Here is a 14,346-nt window from a genome sequence, read left to right as displayed (position 1 = left end):
CTTACACACTTTTTATTAAAATATATTATTTTAACGATTAATTTTATTCATGTTCGGATTATGTAGAATTTTGTCAAAATTTAGCTTAATTTGTGTTACCTTTCTTTACACTTCCGACAAGAATTCTGTTGTATTTAAGAAGGAAAAAATATACAATGTTAATTATTATTTCTTTTTTCAGAATTTTAAGAAAGCGAGGCTCAAATATGTCATTAACTAACGGTACATATAAATTAAAAAAAGTGATTTCAATTGGAACCGTAAGTGAATTAACGGGCTTAACTGAAAGACAAATACGCTACTATGAATCTCGCAAATTAATTTTCCCAGAAAGGTCTAAAACAGGTCTTCGTAAATATTCCTTCAAGGATATTGAGACGCTAATCGAAATCGCTAACCGACTTGAAGATGGAGTTTGGACAAGTGAAATTCGTAAAGAACTAAAACGTCGTGAACAATTAAATACAGATCCTGATAATTTAAATCATTCTTTTAATCAAACGATGAATGTTCAATTTAAAATGTAAGTCATTAAAGCTTATGTTCGAGCAATTTAAATATGAACAAAAAAGACTAATGTGAAAATCACTTATGTAGTAAGTGAATCATTCAACATTAGTCTTTTTTCTTATTTTAGTGCTAGCCACGTTCGGTCTTGCTCAACCTGAATGGATAAAGTTCTGCCGAAAAATGTGGATAAACTTTCTTCATTTAATAATTCTTTCGATTCGCCGGCTGCAAACACCGTACCACTTTTTAATAATAAAGAATGTGTAAACACAGGTAATACTTCCTCAATATGATGAGTGACATAAAGAATAGTTGGACCATCTTCTTTTTTTGCTACTATTTCGATGAATTTTAATAATTCTTCCCGAGCAATAACATCTAAACCATTACACGGTTCATCTAAGACTAAAATTTTCGGTTCAGCCATTAGTGCCCTCGCAATTAACACCCTTTGTTTTTCACCTTGTGAAAGAACTCCGTAATCTTCATCTTCTAAGTGTGGAATATGTAAAAATTCCAATAAATTGCGAGCTAATTCGACATCCTTCTTATCAACTGCTTCAAATAATCGAAGTGAAGCAAATTTCCCACTTAATACGACAGCTAGTACACTATCATTTGTATGGAATTCATATTTAATAGAAGAACTTACTAAACCAATTTCTTTTCTCAATTCTTGTAAATTCGTTTTGCCAAACTCTTTTCCAAGTACTTTTACCTTTCCTCTATAGGGATAAATATACCCATTCAACACATTTAATAATGTTGTTTTCCCTGATCCATTCAACCCAATAATAGACCAATGCTCACCTTTTTTGACTTTCCAAGATACATCTTTAAGAATAAATTTCTTGTTTCGTAATACATCTACATGTTCCATTTTTATCATGAAGAATCGCCTCTATTAATCTTTGTTTTTATTTTTATATAATAGAAAACTAATAAAAATAACGACTATTGCGCAAATGATATTAAAATATGACAATACTCTCTCCCTATCCCAAAAGAGTATGCTTTGAATGATAAAGAGAAAGATTAATCCTACTGCATAGTATTTCATCCATTTGTTTGGTTGCTTTTTCATTTATAGTACCTCTTCTAACCATTTTTCTAGTACTCTATTAAATTCATTAGCTGCTATAAATGGCGCATTATGTCCAACTTTCTCAAATATGTAGATCCTTGAATTCTCTGTATTCGTATTTAAGATTTCAAAGGATTGCCTTACTATTTTCTGTTCTTTACTCCCTATCGTAAATAGAATCGGAATTTTTGTTTCAAAAAATGTTTTTGGAACTTGAAAACTCATATTCTCTTTCATCATATTGAGAAAGGCTTCCTTTGTGAATTCAAGAGATTGCTCATAATAAGTATTAAAATGTCTTTTTGGAACCGCCATGCTTTTTGCTTGTAGTTTGGCAAACATTCGACTTCTTGTTAATGGATAGGAGTATTTTAAAGTGCTATCCATTACCTTATTTTGAATTGGAATTGCTAGAGCACTATTAATCATAGCTGCATTATATTGGCTTGAACTATTTCCAACCATTGCTAAACTAATTTGGGCTCCAATAGAAAAACCTACAAGCGTAACCTTGTGATTTCCATAGAATTCCCGCAACAGTTCATTTAACTCTAAAGCTGTTTGTTGTATGGAAAAACGGGGATCTGTAAGTGGGAGTTCCGGAACTAAAATAAAGTAATCCTTTTTAAAATATTGAATTTGTTCCTCCCACATCCAACCTCCAACTCCGCCACCGTGAAGGAAAAGAAGGCAAGGCTTCTTTGTATCCCCATATGGCTCCATTTTTATCAATTCAATTCCCCCTTACCAAAATAGTCTAATGTTTTGGAAAGGGAAAATTCTTAATTTCGATTCTCCTAAGATAGAATCCATCGGAATTAAACCATAGTGTCGACTATCAGCACTCTTTAATCGGTTATCTCCTAATACAAAAATATACCCTTCCGGAACTGTCTTCTCACCTGTTACTTCTTCTAATGTGAAGTTTTCTGTAATTCGATTTTGGAATGGAACTGCACCTTCTCGATTGACGTAATCTTCTTTATACTCTACGCCGTTTATAATAAGTACATCTTCTTTCATTTCAATTGTGTCACCAGGTAACCCAATAACACGTTTAATATAGTACTCATCCTCATATGGAGCTTTAAAAACAACATGGTCAAAACGATCGATATGACTTACTTTACTCACAATGATCACATCTTTGTTTTCATAAGTTGGAACCATTGAAGCACCTTTTACAACTACCGGAGAAAAAATATACTCTCGGCAAACTAATGCCACCACAATTCCAAATACAATCGCAAATATCCAAGAAACAAATTCCTTTTTAGCTGAGGTCTTTTTTTCTGTCATACATCTCTACTCCTCGCAATAAATCATCTTTCTATCATATTACATGAATTCAGGAAGTTAGGAAAATAATGACTTCCTTTTTAACATAGTTTTAATATTCCTATTATATTCCTCAACAAAAAACATATAAAAAATGACTCAATAGATAATATATTACCTAATTGAGTCATTTATAATTATGATTTAAAAGAATGATTAGCGAATTGTTTTTAATGCGCCACTCCATGCAACTACTTGATCTAACATATCATTTACAGAATTTGTTTGAACATCTTTTGGCTTGAACACATTACCATTTTCGAAATCTGTAAATAAAGATAGCGCAGGATGTACACGAACGTCAGCAACTAATAATTCACCTAAAATTCCACGTAAGTGTTCTGCAGCACGTGCTCCACCTACCGAACCGTAAGAAACGATACCTGCAGCTTTGTTATTCCATTCTTCACGTAGGAAGTCTAGAGCGTTCTTTAATGCTCCTGAAATACTATGGTTATACTCGGAAACGATGAAAACAAATCCATCACATGCAGCTACTTTTTCTGACCATTTTGCTACACCAGAAACATCTCCACCTGGTTCACCTAAGAATGGTAACTTGAAATCTGCGATATCAATAATTTCGTAAGTAGCATCTCCTCGTTTGTCAGCGATTCCTTTTACCCATTCACCAACTTGTGGGCTAACACGACCTTCACGTGTACTACCTAAAATGATACCGATTTTTAACATTTCTTTTCCTCCATCTTTTTGTTGATTTACTTCTTGTTGTACTAATGTTTGCTTTTTACCGAATAATTTACTAAAAAATCCCATTTTATTTTCTCCTAGAATTCCATCATTATGTTTTTTCTTAAATTGATTTTGTTCCTACGTTTTACTCGACATCAATCCTTTAAATAACAGTTATAAATGGAATTAGGAAAGCTAAACATCCATAATTTCTCCATTTAGTTAACCATTTATTCATGTTGTTAGGTTGGATAAACTTAGATCAATGTTTGAATTTAAGATATATCGAAAAAAATCCTTAGATTATTAATTGACATTAAAGCTTTTTGGCGTTATAATCTACTTTTTTTAATAAGTCGATGAGTATCAATATCTCTTCATCCGTTAACTCATTAAAAATTTCTTCAATTTTTTCAATATGGGTAGGAAAAATTTGCTCCATAAGTTTTTTTCCTTCATCGGTAATACTTGCATACGTTACACGACGATCAGTTGGGCATGCTTTTCGCGTAACGTATTGCTTTTCTTCTAATTTGTCTACTACGTAAGTGATACTACTACTTGCGATTAGAATTTTCTTACCAATTGCTTGAATTGGCTGATCACCTTTATGAAATAACAGTTCTAAAACTGCAAATTCTGTTGGATTGATACCTTGTTTTACATGTTCGCTTTTCGATGCCTCTTGTACAGATTGACTAGCTCTCAATAACACGGTAAATGCTTTAAGTCTATTGTTTTGTTGGTCCAAAGGTATTCCCTCCTTACCCCAGCAACTGTCTCGAAGTTAAATATCTTTAATTCGAGATAAATATAACACTATACTAATAAAATGTCAAACAAGTAAGCATATGAATTCGTTAATAGATATTAGTCAAAACAAATCAAAATCATGTTAAAATAGAGATAACGGAGGAATATCAACATGAAACAAAATGAAAATATTTATTATACTAAATTTGACTACAATGGTTGGACTATGTATATTGCTGCAACAGAAAAAGGATTATGTTATGTCGGTTCACAAAACGAGCCATTAAACGTTCTAGAAAATTGGGTAAAAAAGCATATCCCCAATGGAATTTTACTCGAAAATCAGGAACATCTTTCATCTATTATCGTTGAATTGAAAGAATACATCGATGGCAAAAATATTGAATTCACAAGTACGTTTGATTTAAGAGGTACTCCTTTTCAAACGAAAGTTTGGAATGCATTATGTACGATTTCCTATGGCGAAACCAAATGTTATTCAGATATTGCGCATTCCATTGGAAATCCGAAAGCAGTACGTGCTGTAGGGACTGCCATAGGAGCAAATCCCATAGCAGTTATTGTCCCATGTCACCGCGTCCTAGGAAAAGACGGCTCTTTAACAGGCTACAGTGGTGGACTTCATATTAAAGAAAAGCTTCTGCAAATAGAAAATATCCAATATAAAAGATAATTACTTAGCCTTTCTTTTCATTTCTCGGATTTGCTCTTTCGTTTCAGGTTCAATTCGATTTGATTCAATAATTTTTTGTAAAGCTTTATTATAAGTAAAATCATCTAAATCGTTATTATATAAAAATTTCATCGTCTTACTTGGAAAATGGATAAAACAGAATGAAATAGCCCAAGCAATTGCCATTTTTACATAATATCCATCGTGTTTAATACTATTAAATAGTCGAAGAACCATCACAATATATTCTTTTTCAATAAAATAGTTTAATAACATGACAATTCCAAATCGTACTTCATACTCATTAGTCGAATTTAAGTATGGCATTAAAAAGTCCCATACTTTTTTTCGATCCTTCTCTGTAATTTTTAAACTTGAACAAAAGCTATCGCAAATCGACCAGTTCGAAATTTTTGGAACAAACCATTCAACCCATTTAAGTTTTTCATCTATTCCAAGTTTCACATATCCAATAACAATCCCTTTTAACATTAGTTCTTCAAAATAGTCTTCATGACTATTTCTTAAAAAGTCCTGCCAATTTCCTTTTGCAATTTCTTTTGCCATTCTCCTAAGTATCGGTAATCGGACACCGAGAATATTGGTCGTATTAGGAATGAGTGTATATTGGAAATTTTTGTATTTTTCATCTACTTCTTCAAGTAATTGTTCTCTAATTGCATAATTCATTTTTTCAACCTCTAAAAGATTCATTTAATAATATACTAGTTTATAATACTATTTTCTTCAAAGGAAAGGAAAATTTTCATGAAAATAAATAAATGGTTTTCCACAATCATTGCTTTATTGGCAATTATCCTATCATTCACGATAGGTTATTTATTAGGTAATCATAATGCTACACCAGACTTTGTTGAAATGTTCTACGCTAATGTGTTAAGTAATGAAAATAACACCTTGCATTTAGAAGGAATACCTGAAAACGATATTAATCATCGTGGGGAATTTATCGTTGCTTTTAATAACATCGACAGCGTGTACAATATCTATTCTGAAAAAATTAATATAGCTGATTTACAAAAAGGATCTCAAATACGTGTTGTCTATGATGGAATTGTGTTGGAACCTTATCCCGCACAAATTACGCACGTGATTAGAATTGAACAAATCGAGTAAACGATAAAAATGGCAACTCCACCGAAGTTAAAGTTGCCATTTTATTATTTATTTAATTCTTTTCTTATTACTGGTGCTACTTTAGTTGCTAAAAGTTCGATCGTTCTAGCAATATCACGGTAAGGTAATCCCCCGATATCTACTTGTGCTAAAAATCTTGTATGGCCAAATAACTCATGTTGATGAAGTATTTTTTCGATAATTTCATCAGGCCCCCCAACAAATAGTGCACTTTTCGGAGAAGTCATCCCTTCAAATCCTTCTTTAGTCATTCTAAACCCCATACCTCTTTGTTTATTTACATAAGTCCAATAGTTTGAGTAATATGGGAAAAATTCTTCTCTCGCTTGTTCTAGGGAATCTGCGATGTAGGTATGTCCAGTTACTCCAATTTTTAATTTATCCTTTGAATGACCTGCTTCTTTAGCTGCTTCATGATAACCATCGACTAAAAATTTAAAACGTTCTGGTTCTCCTCCTAAAATCGCTAGTGCCATTCCGACACCTAAACGTCCAGCACGTAACGCACTTTCATATGTCCCCCCTACGCCAATCCATAACGGAAGCTCATCTTGAACAGGACGAGGTGCAATTTGTGCATTGTTAAGGGCAGAACGGAATTTCCCTTCCCAAGTAACAAATTCATTTTCATTTAATTGTTGAAATAATTCCAAGTGTTCTTCAAACAATTCATTATAATCATTTAAGTCATAACCGAATAGTGGAAACGATTCGATAAAAGCACCTCTACCCGCTAAAACTTCTGCTCTTCCACCAGAAATAAGATCCAATTGAGCAAAATCTTCAAATAACCGAACTGGATCCAACGTACTCAACACTGAAGTAGTACTTGTTAAGCGAATATTTTTTGTAACCATTGCAATAGCTGCTAACATCACTGCTGGAGATGAAACCGCATAATCTAGACGGTGATGTTCTCCAACTCCGAAAATATCAAGTCCAGCTTCATCAGCAAGCATTGCTGCTTCAATGATTTCTTTTACTCTTTCTTCAGCACTAATTTTAGAACCTGTTATTGGATTAGGTCCGATGTCAGCTAAAGTATAGACTCCAATTTCAAAATTTGACATTTGAAAGTCCTCCTATATTATAAGTTACCTTTTGTAACTAAGTATATTTAAGTAATTTAAAAAAGTCAAACGAATAATAAAAGAACAGTACATCACAAAAAATGTACTGTTCTTAAATCGTGTAACCTACGGCGAATAATAGTAGTCCACCTAGCAAGTTACTGATTAAATATAAAGCTGATTTCTTTAATTTTCGATCATTTAATAATTGAAATAAATCGAAGGCAAAGGTTGAAAAGGTAGTAAATGCTCCTAGTATTCCAATAGCGAAAAATGCTATGTATATGTCGGAAATATTCATTTGTAAAACGAGTCCTAACAAAAAAGATCCCAGTAAATTAACAATAACTGTTGCATAATAAGTTGGATAATTTAGTCTGGTACTAAGTTTGATGACACTATATCTAAGGGTGGCTCCAACACCTCCCCCTAATGCTACCATCATCCATTCCATCAATCTTCACCTCGAACTATTCGAAAACCAATCCATGCAGAAATTACACAACAAACTGTCATTCCTACCCCAAACAACAACCCTTCAACTAAACTCTCCCTTAATAAGCGAAAAAAACCCTCGGAAAAGGTAGAAAAGGTAGTAAATGCACCTAACATTCCGGTCGTTAAAAAAAGTTTCCATGCATCATTTTTCTTTCTACTAAAAACCCCGTTAATATAGCCTAATAGAAAGCTTCCAACTACATTGACAATCCAAAGCATAGTAAACGAAGAAAAAAGCGATTGTACAAAGAAACGCAAGGTAGCTCCTGTCATCCCACCTAAAAATACATAAAACCAATTTCCCACGTACAATCACTCCATAATATTTAAGTATTATTTAATTTTTGATTGTCTATAAATCCCGATAATAATAGGAAAAGTTACCAATACGATGAATACTGGAAGAAACCACCCACCAAGAGAATCAATCTCACCTTTTGCAACTCGAATTATTTGTACAATTAGTAATGCAAAAATAACGAGACAAACATTCTTTGTCATATTAAGCATTAATCTACTATTTAAATAAAATTGTTTTACATTGCTTTCATTTAAACGTTTTGGGTAATTATGCATATGAGGTGCTTTTTCGAATAGCGTCATTAATACAAAAATAAATCCTCCGATGATTGGTAAAATAATTATTTCGTATTTTGAACCCCACCGGTCGACTTCTCCTAATCCATTAAAATGCCCTGGAATTTTGTCAGGTAATGTTCCCCAACTAACTGCCGCATAAATTAAGGATAAAAGAAAAATGCCTCCACCAATATAATTCCAGATTCTTTCTATTCTCGTTTTAGGTAGATTTAAAATTGGCCGATATGGATTATTCAAAATCATCACCTCTTATTAAATTTGGGATATATTTCACTACTTACCATTATTATAAAAGAAAAACTAGAAATGACCAATACTGATGGTCATTTCTAGTTTTGTTTTAGGCATTTATTTCATTTTCATTTTCAAGTAAACTTCTTAAATACTCGATAATTTCACGAATTCCTTCTAAAGAATTTACTAAAATTTTCGGCTCTACACAAGTAATCATTCGATTTTCTAAATTCGCAATGGCTGCAAAATATTGAGTTTTAGCGTAATTGACTAATCCCATTTCCGTTAGCTCATTAGGTGCGAAATTTAGTATTTCCTTTGCTTCATCAACAACTAAACCATAGTTAACAACTTCAGTATTAAGTACAATCATTTTTGATGTGCTACTTGAACTCGTTTGATTATATAAAATGATGCCGAAATCTAAAACAGGAATAAGTTCACCACGAACACGAGTAAATCCAATTAAGTAATTCGGTAAATGTGGCACAGGTGTGATTCGTTCTATTTTTTCAATGGATACAACCTGATTAACTGGTACTGCATATTCTTCCGTTCGACAACGAAAAATGATCGATTTTTCAAATGACATTTGGTTAACACCTCAACTTTTATTTAGCAGCACTTTTTACTATTTCAACTAATAGGTCTGCAAGTTTTTCTAATTCCTCAATTGGCATACGTTCATTTGTTGTATGAATTTCCTCATACCCAACTGATAAGTTAACTGTAGGAATTCCAAAGCCGGAAATAATGTTCGCATCACTACCTCCACCTGATACACCTAAGTTAGGTTCTCTACCAATATTTTTTACAGCTTCCATTGCAATTTGAACGACTTTATCTTCTTCAGTTACTGAAAATCCTGGATACATAATTTTCACTTCGACTTCTGCTCGTCCACCATTTTCCTTTGCTACCGTTTCAAATGTTTCTTTCATATGTTGTGTTTGAGCATTTAGTTTTTCTTCATTAATAGATCGTGCTTCAGCTAAAATATTTACTTCATCGCATACAATATTTGTAGCTTTCCCACCTTCAAAACGGCCAATATTTGCTGTAGTTTCTTCATCGATTCTACCTAATTTCATTTTTGCGATTGCTTTTGAAGCTAGGGTAATAGCAGATATTCCTTTTTCAGGGGCAACACCTGCATGAGCTGTTTTACCAAGAATTTTTACGTTTAGTTTAGCTTGATAAGGTGCACCTGTAACAATTCCACCTACTTTTCCATCACTATCAACTGCAAAGCCGTATTTCGCAATGATTTTTTCTCGTTCAAGCTCTTTTGCACCTGCTAATCCAGACTCTTCACCTGCTGTTATAATGAATTGAATTGTGCCATGCTCTATATTTTGTTCTTTTAAACGTTTTGCCATTTCAAATAATGCCGCAATCCCTGCTTTATCGTCAGCCCCTAAAATTGTTGTTCCATCAGAGTAAATATATCCGTCTTCTCGTATTTCTGGTTTAATACCAACACCTGGTACAACTGTGTCCATATGAACTGTAAAATAAATTGGTTCAACATCAAGAGTGCCATTTAATGTAGCAATGATATTACCTGCTCCATGGCCATTTCTTGTATGTGCATCATCTTGGTATACTTCAAAACCCATCTCTTCTAATTTTCCCACTAGAATTGGTGCAATAAGTTCTTCATGTTTTGTTTCTGAATCAATTTGTACTAATTCTAAAAATTCATTTACTAAACGGCTATTCATGTAAAAAACTCCCTTATTTTTGCTATTTGCCTTCTATTTTACGCTTTGAGAATTGGGAAAACAATCATACATTACTAATTCACACCTAGAATTAAGTTTTTCTTATTGTTAATTTCGCTTAGTTTCTGATCAATTTGTTGATCTTTCTTCTCTAAATTACTATTTAATTGCATAAAAATGCCAAGAATAAATGTTTAGTTTTATTCTTGGCTCTTATTATTTTAATAACTATAGAGGAATATTTCCGTGTTTTTTCGCAGGTCTTGATTCTTCTTTGTTGGATAACATATCAAGTGCTTGAATTAGTTTAATTCGCGTATCACGTGGGTCAATAACATCATCCACCATACCGCGCGAAGCTGCTACATATGGATTTGCGAATTTTTCTTTATATTCTTCAATTTTAGCAGCACGTGTCGCTTCTGGATCAGGTGAGTTTGCGATTTCATTAGCAAAGATGATATTTGCAGCACCAGCAGCACCCATTACCGCAATCTCAGCATTCGGCCATGCAAATACTAAGTCAGCACCAATTGCTTTAGAGTTTAGCGCAACATATGCTCCACCGTATGCTTTACGTAAAATTACAGTGATTTTTGGTACAGTTGCTTCAGAATATGCATATAAAATTTTCGCACCATGACGAATGATTCCACCATGCTCTTGTTTTACACCTGGGAAGAATCCAGATACATCTTCAAATGTAATAATCGGAATATTGTAAGCATCACATGTACGAATGAAGCGAGCAGCCTTATCCGAAGAATCAATATCTAAACCACCTGCTAATGCTTTTGGTTGGTTACAAACTAATCCTACTGATTCTCCAGCAATTCTAGCAAAACCAACTACTACGTTCTTAGCAAACTCAGAGTGAACTTCCATAAAGGAACCTTCATCCACAACTTGTTCAACCACTTTACGAACGTCGTATGGCTTCGTCGGCTCAATTGGTACACAGTCAATAATATCTGGACGATAATCATCGCCTTCTGGACGTGGCAGTTTTGGTGCTTTTTCTTTGTTATTTTGTGGTAAATAACTTAGTAATCTTTGGATTTGTTTAATAGATTCTTCTTCGTTAGGTGCACGGAAATGGGCATTTCCACTAATAGAATTATGAACTTTAGAACCACCTAAATCTTCAGAAGATATTTTTTCTCCTGTAACTGTTTCAATTACTTTTGGACCTGTAATAAACATTTGTGATGTTTTATCAACCATTAAAATAAAATCTGTAATTGCTGGAGAATATACTGCTCCACCAGCTGAAGGTCCCATAATAACCGAAATTTGTGGAATTACGCCTGAATAAATTGAATTTCTGTAGAAGATATGGCCGTATCCATCTAATGACAATACGCCTTCTTGAATACGTGCGCCGCCTGAATCATTAATACCGATAAAAGGTGTACCATTTTTTGCAGCTAAGTCCATTACAGCTGCAATTTTCTTAGCATGCATTTCCCCTAATGCTCCACCAAACACAGTAAAATCTTGGGCAAATAGATAAACGTTTCGTCCATTAATTTTACCAAAACCAGTTACTACTCCATCACCGGGTCCATTTAGCTTGTCCATACCAAAGTCAGTTGTTCTGTGTGTAATGAATGGATTGATTTCAACAAATGTTCCAGCATCAAGTAATAAATCAATTCTTTCTCGAGCTGTTAACTTTCCTTTTTCATGTTGCTTTTCAATTCTTTTATCTCCACCACCAAGTTCAATCTCTCGTTTACGATCGTATAATTCATTTATTTTATCGAACATATCCATTAGATTATTCCCCTTTGCCACTTTTTTCGTATAATTCATATAAAACACCGAAAGAATCTTTCGGATGAATAAACGCTGCTTTAGAGCCTCCTGCACCTGGAACTGGTTGCTCTGAAAGGATACGAACTCCTTTTTCTTTTAATTCTGACATTTTTTCTTCTATGTTCCCCACTTTGAAAGCAACATGTTGAATTCCTTCGCCGCGCTTTTGAATGTGGTTATAAATAGCACCATCTTCACTTAGTGGCTCAAGTAATTCAATGTGAACATTACCCGCATCTAAAAATGCTACTCGTACATTTTGAGAAGGTACTTCTTCTATTCTTAAAAGCTTTAAACCTAGTGTTTCAGTGTAATATGTAATTTTGTCTTCTAAATTATTAACAGCAATTCCGATATGATCTATTTTCTCCATTATAACACCCCTTCTGTTATAGTACATCTCTATTGTACCGAATTTAAAAGATTCGCGCTACGCACTTGAGAATTTTTTCAGATTTGATAAACTATCTATAATAATATAAGGAGCGATTGTTTCTATGAGTAATAAGAAGATTCAAAAAGTAGTAGTTTATATTATGATTGCCATTATGGTAATATCAACATTTGCATTTGGACTAGCTATGTTTAACTAATTAGAACATAAAGCGATTGCGACTCTAGTAATCGCTTTATTCTTTTTTATTCAATCCTTTAAATGTCTGCTTGATTGCTAGATATTCATCCATTTCTTCTATAAATTGATACAGAGAAGCCATAGCAAGAAATTTTTCGTGCGATTCTGGTAGCGGCATTTCTGCAAACTCCTTTTTAACAATATCAAGTTTATCTCTAAAAGTACGCGCAGTATTTCCCGAATGGACATTTTTACTTAACTCATCCATAAAGTCCGCAACCAATTTAGTTTGCTGTACCATTACAGGCAATGTTGTAATCTTTGGAAGTACTCTTTCAATTATTTCAAGCTGTCTCTCACGCATATCAAAATAAAGATAGAATTCATTTTCCTTACGTGTTATATGATTTTCTACATCAATAAACGCTAAGGATTTCGCCTTATTCAACAGTTTCTCTGCTTCTATTAACTCTTTACCATCCCAAGTTGTATCTCCATTTTCCAAATATTTCACAATTTCTGAAAATATTTTGCGGTATAAGTCCTCTAATTGAATACGGTAATGGTCCAATCGTTTTTGTGTGTCTCCCATATACATATTCACTAACAGTGCTACACCGAATCCTACAGCCATAAGTGCAAGCTCATTATACAATAATGAAAGTGTAAAATTCGCCTCGGAATAAATGTGCATCATTATTACTGCACTGGATACAAAACCAGGAGCAACACCAATCGAAACGATTGATGGTATAAAAATTAAAATCATAAAGATAAGAACTAATGGATGGTAACCAAAGGTCTCAAAAGCAATAAAGGAGTATAACATTCCCAATAAACTCGCTACTAAACGGGTATACACTGCATGTAAAGATTTCTTTTTTGTCGTTTGAATACAAAGGATCGTAAGGATACCTGCAGAAGAAAAGAATTGTAACCCAAAGAATTGAGCAATTGCAATGGATAATGCAACTCCAACTGCCGTTTTAATAGTACGATAGCCGATTCGAAAAGGTTTTATAGCAAAGCCCCCTCTTGTAGTGAAACTTGTATGTACTCTTGCCTTAAAATGAAGAAATGTCCTTAAGTAAAGAACTACTTAAGGACAATGCTTTATTACACTTCTTCGCAATACTCTTCAAAGTTTGCTTGTAAGTTTGTAATTACTGACATCGGATCGTGACCTTCAATTTCATGGCGTCCAATATCTGCAACAACTTTTCCATCTTTTAATAATACGAAAGATGGTGATGATGGGATATGATCTTCACCGAACAAATAACGAGCAGCTGCAGTAGCTTCTTTGTCTTGTCCAGCAAATACTGTTACTAAGTGGTCTGGTCTTTTATCATAATGAACTGCATGAGTAGCTGCAGGACGTGCAATCCCTCCAGCACAACCACATACAGAGTTAACCATTACTAAAGTAGTACCTGGGCGTGCAAATGCTGCTTCCACTTCCTCAGGTGTACGTAATTGTTCATATCCAGCTGCTTCCATTTCAGAACGTGCTGTTCTTGTTATTTCTTGCATAAATAAATCGTAATCCATATTCATTTATCTCCACTCCTTTTACATTCATATTTTATCACATTTAG

At 33.6% G+C, this 14,346-nt stretch carries 20 protein-coding genes; 4 read left to right on the top strand and 16 right to left on the bottom strand.

Annotation, left to right across the window (positions count from 1 at the left end; translation table 11 throughout):
- Window positions 1-206 precede the first annotated feature (206 nt).
- The gene (locus ACOQFO_RS16165) at window positions 207-527 is read left to right on the top strand and encodes a MerR family transcriptional regulator (RefSeq protein ID WP_421690705.1); all 321 of its coding nucleotides are present in this window, start codon (window positions 207-209) and stop codon (window positions 525-527) included.
- Between the two features lie 101 nt (window positions 528-628).
- Here the strand turns inward: ACOQFO_RS16165 and ACOQFO_RS16160 are convergent, their stop codons facing one another.
- From ACOQFO_RS16160 to ACOQFO_RS16140, 5 genes are all read right to left on the bottom strand, one after another.
- Window positions 629-1,399 (bottom strand): ABC transporter ATP-binding protein, encoded by a 771-nt coding sequence (locus ACOQFO_RS16160; protein ID WP_421690704.1) that lies wholly within the window; start codon window positions 1,397-1,399, stop codon window positions 629-631.
- Window positions 1,400-1,594: 195 nt separating this feature from the next.
- Window positions 1,595-2,317, bottom strand: coding sequence for an alpha/beta fold hydrolase (locus tag ACOQFO_RS16155; protein WP_421690805.1), 723 nt, complete (start codon window positions 2,315-2,317; stop codon window positions 1,595-1,597).
- A 21-nt stretch (window positions 2,318-2,338) separates the two neighbouring features.
- On the bottom strand, window positions 2,339-2,893 hold the full coding sequence (gene lepB, locus ACOQFO_RS16150; protein WP_421690703.1) for a signal peptidase I: 555 nt from the start codon (window positions 2,891-2,893) through the stop codon (window positions 2,339-2,341).
- 195 nt (window positions 2,894-3,088) lie between these two features.
- A complete protein-coding gene (locus ACOQFO_RS16145) occupies window positions 3,089-3,709 on the bottom strand; it encodes an NADPH-dependent FMN reductase (protein ID WP_421690702.1) in 621 nt (206 codons plus the stop codon).
- Between the two features lie 232 nt (window positions 3,710-3,941).
- Entirely contained in the window at window positions 3,942-4,376 is a 435-nt protein-coding gene (locus ACOQFO_RS16140; RefSeq protein WP_421690701.1) for a MarR family winged helix-turn-helix transcriptional regulator, read from the bottom strand.
- Between the two features lie 174 nt (window positions 4,377-4,550).
- Between ACOQFO_RS16140 and ACOQFO_RS16135 the strand changes: the two genes are divergently transcribed.
- Complete coding sequence (locus ACOQFO_RS16135; RefSeq protein ID WP_421690700.1) at window positions 4,551-5,072, top strand: methylated-DNA--[protein]-cysteine S-methyltransferase; 522 nt, start codon at window positions 4,551-4,553, stop codon at window positions 5,070-5,072.
- Here ACOQFO_RS16135 and ACOQFO_RS16130 read toward each other — a convergent pair whose 3' ends face one another.
- Window positions 5,073-5,762, bottom strand: a complete 690-nt coding sequence (locus ACOQFO_RS16130; RefSeq protein ID WP_421690699.1) for a DNA alkylation repair protein — start codon at window positions 5,760-5,762, stop codon at window positions 5,073-5,075.
- A 78-nt stretch (window positions 5,763-5,840) separates the two neighbouring features.
- Here ACOQFO_RS16130 and ACOQFO_RS16125 point away from each other — a divergent pair, with 78 nt between their 5' ends.
- Window positions 5,841-6,209 carry a hypothetical protein gene (locus ACOQFO_RS16125; protein ID WP_421690698.1) on the top strand — a complete coding sequence of 123 codons (369 nt, stop codon included), beginning with the start codon at window positions 5,841-5,843 and terminating at the stop codon, window positions 6,207-6,209.
- A 44-nt stretch (window positions 6,210-6,253) separates the two neighbouring features.
- Here ACOQFO_RS16125 and ACOQFO_RS16120 read toward each other — a convergent pair whose 3' ends face one another.
- The 8 genes from ACOQFO_RS16120 to mce all read right to left on the bottom strand — a co-directional run bounded on the left by ACOQFO_RS16120 (window position 6,254) and on the right by mce (window position 12,547).
- The gene (locus tag ACOQFO_RS16120; RefSeq protein WP_421690697.1) at window positions 6,254-7,300 is read right to left on the bottom strand and encodes an LLM class flavin-dependent oxidoreductase; all 1,047 of its coding nucleotides are present in this window, start codon (window positions 7,298-7,300) and stop codon (window positions 6,254-6,256) included.
- Between the two features lie 112 nt (window positions 7,301-7,412).
- Window positions 7,413-7,754: a fluoride efflux transporter FluC gene (locus tag ACOQFO_RS16115; RefSeq protein ID WP_421690696.1), complete on the bottom strand. Its 342-nt coding sequence runs from the start codon at window positions 7,752-7,754 to the stop codon at window positions 7,413-7,415.
- Window positions 7,754-8,104 (bottom strand): fluoride efflux transporter FluC, encoded by a 351-nt coding sequence (locus ACOQFO_RS16110; protein ID WP_421690695.1) that lies wholly within the window; start codon window positions 8,102-8,104, stop codon window positions 7,754-7,756. Before ACOQFO_RS16110 ends, ACOQFO_RS16115 begins: the two co-directional genes overlap by 1 nt.
- A 27-nt stretch (window positions 8,105-8,131) precedes the next feature.
- Window positions 8,132-8,641 carry a DUF1648 domain-containing protein gene (locus ACOQFO_RS16105; protein ID WP_421690694.1) on the bottom strand — a complete coding sequence of 170 codons (510 nt, stop codon included), beginning with the start codon at window positions 8,639-8,641 and terminating at the stop codon, window positions 8,132-8,134.
- Window positions 8,642-8,738: 97 nt separating this feature from the next.
- A complete protein-coding gene (locus ACOQFO_RS16100; protein WP_421690693.1) occupies window positions 8,739-9,224 on the bottom strand; it encodes a chemotaxis protein CheW in 486 nt (161 codons plus the stop codon).
- A gap of 19 nt (window positions 9,225-9,243) precedes the next feature.
- Window positions 9,244-10,356 (bottom strand): M20/M25/M40 family metallo-hydrolase, encoded by a 1,113-nt coding sequence (locus tag ACOQFO_RS16095; protein WP_421690692.1) that lies wholly within the window; start codon window positions 10,354-10,356, stop codon window positions 9,244-9,246.
- A 228-nt stretch (window positions 10,357-10,584) separates the two neighbouring features.
- Window positions 10,585-12,132 carry an acyl-CoA carboxylase subunit beta gene (locus ACOQFO_RS16090; RefSeq protein ID WP_421690691.1) on the bottom strand — a complete coding sequence of 516 codons (1,548 nt, stop codon included), beginning with the start codon at window positions 12,130-12,132 and terminating at the stop codon, window positions 10,585-10,587.
- Between the two features lie 4 nt (window positions 12,133-12,136).
- The gene (gene mce, locus ACOQFO_RS16085) at window positions 12,137-12,547 is read right to left on the bottom strand and encodes a methylmalonyl-CoA epimerase (RefSeq protein ID WP_421690690.1); all 411 of its coding nucleotides are present in this window, start codon (window positions 12,545-12,547) and stop codon (window positions 12,137-12,139) included.
- 124 nt (window positions 12,548-12,671) lie between these two features.
- On the opposite strand from mce, the gene prli42 reads away from it, so the two are divergent.
- A complete protein-coding gene (gene prli42, locus ACOQFO_RS16080; protein WP_421690689.1) occupies window positions 12,672-12,767 on the top strand; it encodes a stressosome-associated protein Prli42 in 96 nt (31 codons plus the stop codon).
- Between the two features lie 36 nt (window positions 12,768-12,803).
- Here prli42 and ACOQFO_RS16075 read toward each other — a convergent pair whose 3' ends face one another.
- On the bottom strand, window positions 12,804-13,769 hold the full coding sequence (locus tag ACOQFO_RS16075; RefSeq protein WP_421690804.1) for an aromatic acid exporter family protein: 966 nt from the start codon (window positions 13,767-13,769) through the stop codon (window positions 12,804-12,806).
- Window positions 13,770-13,864: 95 nt separating this feature from the next.
- The gene (locus ACOQFO_RS16070) at window positions 13,865-14,305 is read right to left on the bottom strand and encodes a BrxA/BrxB family bacilliredoxin (RefSeq protein WP_421690688.1); all 441 of its coding nucleotides are present in this window, start codon (window positions 14,303-14,305) and stop codon (window positions 13,865-13,867) included.
- Window positions 14,306-14,346 lie beyond the last annotated feature (41 nt).

The sequence above is a fragment of the Ureibacillus sp. MALMAid1270 genome (assembly GCF_049202975.1).
GTDB lineage: Bacteria > Bacillota > Bacilli > Bacillales_A > Planococcaceae > Ureibacillus.
The sequence above is the reverse complement of the archived record's forward strand: the minus strand, read 5'-3'. Positions and strand labels throughout refer to the sequence as shown.

Bases quoted from the DNA above. Each gene is read 5' to 3' on its own strand.
- ACOQFO_RS16165 (WP_421690705.1), top strand. From the start codon at position 207: ATGTCATTAACTAACGGTACATATAAATTAAAAAAAGTGATTTCAATT.
- ACOQFO_RS16160 (WP_421690704.1), bottom strand. From the start codon at position 1,399: ATGATAAAAATGGAACATGTAGATGTATTACGAAACAAGAAATTTATT.
- ACOQFO_RS16155 (WP_421690805.1), bottom strand. From the start codon at position 2,317: ATGGAGCCATATGGGGATACAAAGAAGCCTTGCCTTCTTTTCCTTCAC.
- lepB (WP_421690703.1), bottom strand. From the start codon at position 2,893: ATGACAGAAAAAAAGACCTCAGCTAAAAAGGAATTTGTTTCTTGGATA.
- ACOQFO_RS16145 (WP_421690702.1), bottom strand. From the start codon at position 3,709: ATGGGATTTTTTAGTAAATTATTCGGTAAAAAGCAAACATTAGTACAA.
- ACOQFO_RS16135 (WP_421690700.1), top strand. From the start codon at position 4,551: ATGAAACAAAATGAAAATATTTATTATACTAAATTTGACTACAATGGT.
- ACOQFO_RS16130 (WP_421690699.1), bottom strand. From the start codon at position 5,762: ATGAATTATGCAATTAGAGAACAATTACTTGAAGAAGTAGATGAAAAA.
- ACOQFO_RS16125 (WP_421690698.1), top strand. From the start codon at position 5,841: ATGAAAATAAATAAATGGTTTTCCACAATCATTGCTTTATTGGCAATT.
- ACOQFO_RS16120 (WP_421690697.1), bottom strand. From the start codon at position 7,300: ATGTCAAATTTTGAAATTGGAGTCTATACTTTAGCTGACATCGGACCT.
- ACOQFO_RS16115 (WP_421690696.1), bottom strand. From the start codon at position 7,754: ATGGAATGGATGATGGTAGCATTAGGGGGAGGTGTTGGAGCCACCCTT.
- ACOQFO_RS16105 (WP_421690694.1), bottom strand. From the start codon at position 8,641: ATGATTTTGAATAATCCATATCGGCCAATTTTAAATCTACCTAAAACG.
- ACOQFO_RS16100 (WP_421690693.1), bottom strand. From the start codon at position 9,224: ATGTCATTTGAAAAATCGATCATTTTTCGTTGTCGAACGGAAGAATAT.
- ACOQFO_RS16095 (WP_421690692.1), bottom strand. From the start codon at position 10,356: ATGAATAGCCGTTTAGTAAATGAATTTTTAGAATTAGTACAAATTGAT.
- ACOQFO_RS16090 (WP_421690691.1), bottom strand. From the start codon at position 12,132: ATGGATATGTTCGATAAAATAAATGAATTATACGATCGTAAACGAGAG.
- mce (WP_421690690.1), bottom strand. From the start codon at position 12,547: ATGGAGAAAATAGATCATATCGGAATTGCTGTTAATAATTTAGAAGAC.
- prli42 (WP_421690689.1), top strand. From the start codon at position 12,672: ATGAGTAATAAGAAGATTCAAAAAGTAGTAGTTTATATTATGATTGCC.
- ACOQFO_RS16070 (WP_421690688.1), bottom strand. From the start codon at position 14,305: ATGAATATGGATTACGATTTATTTATGCAAGAAATAACAAGAACAGCA.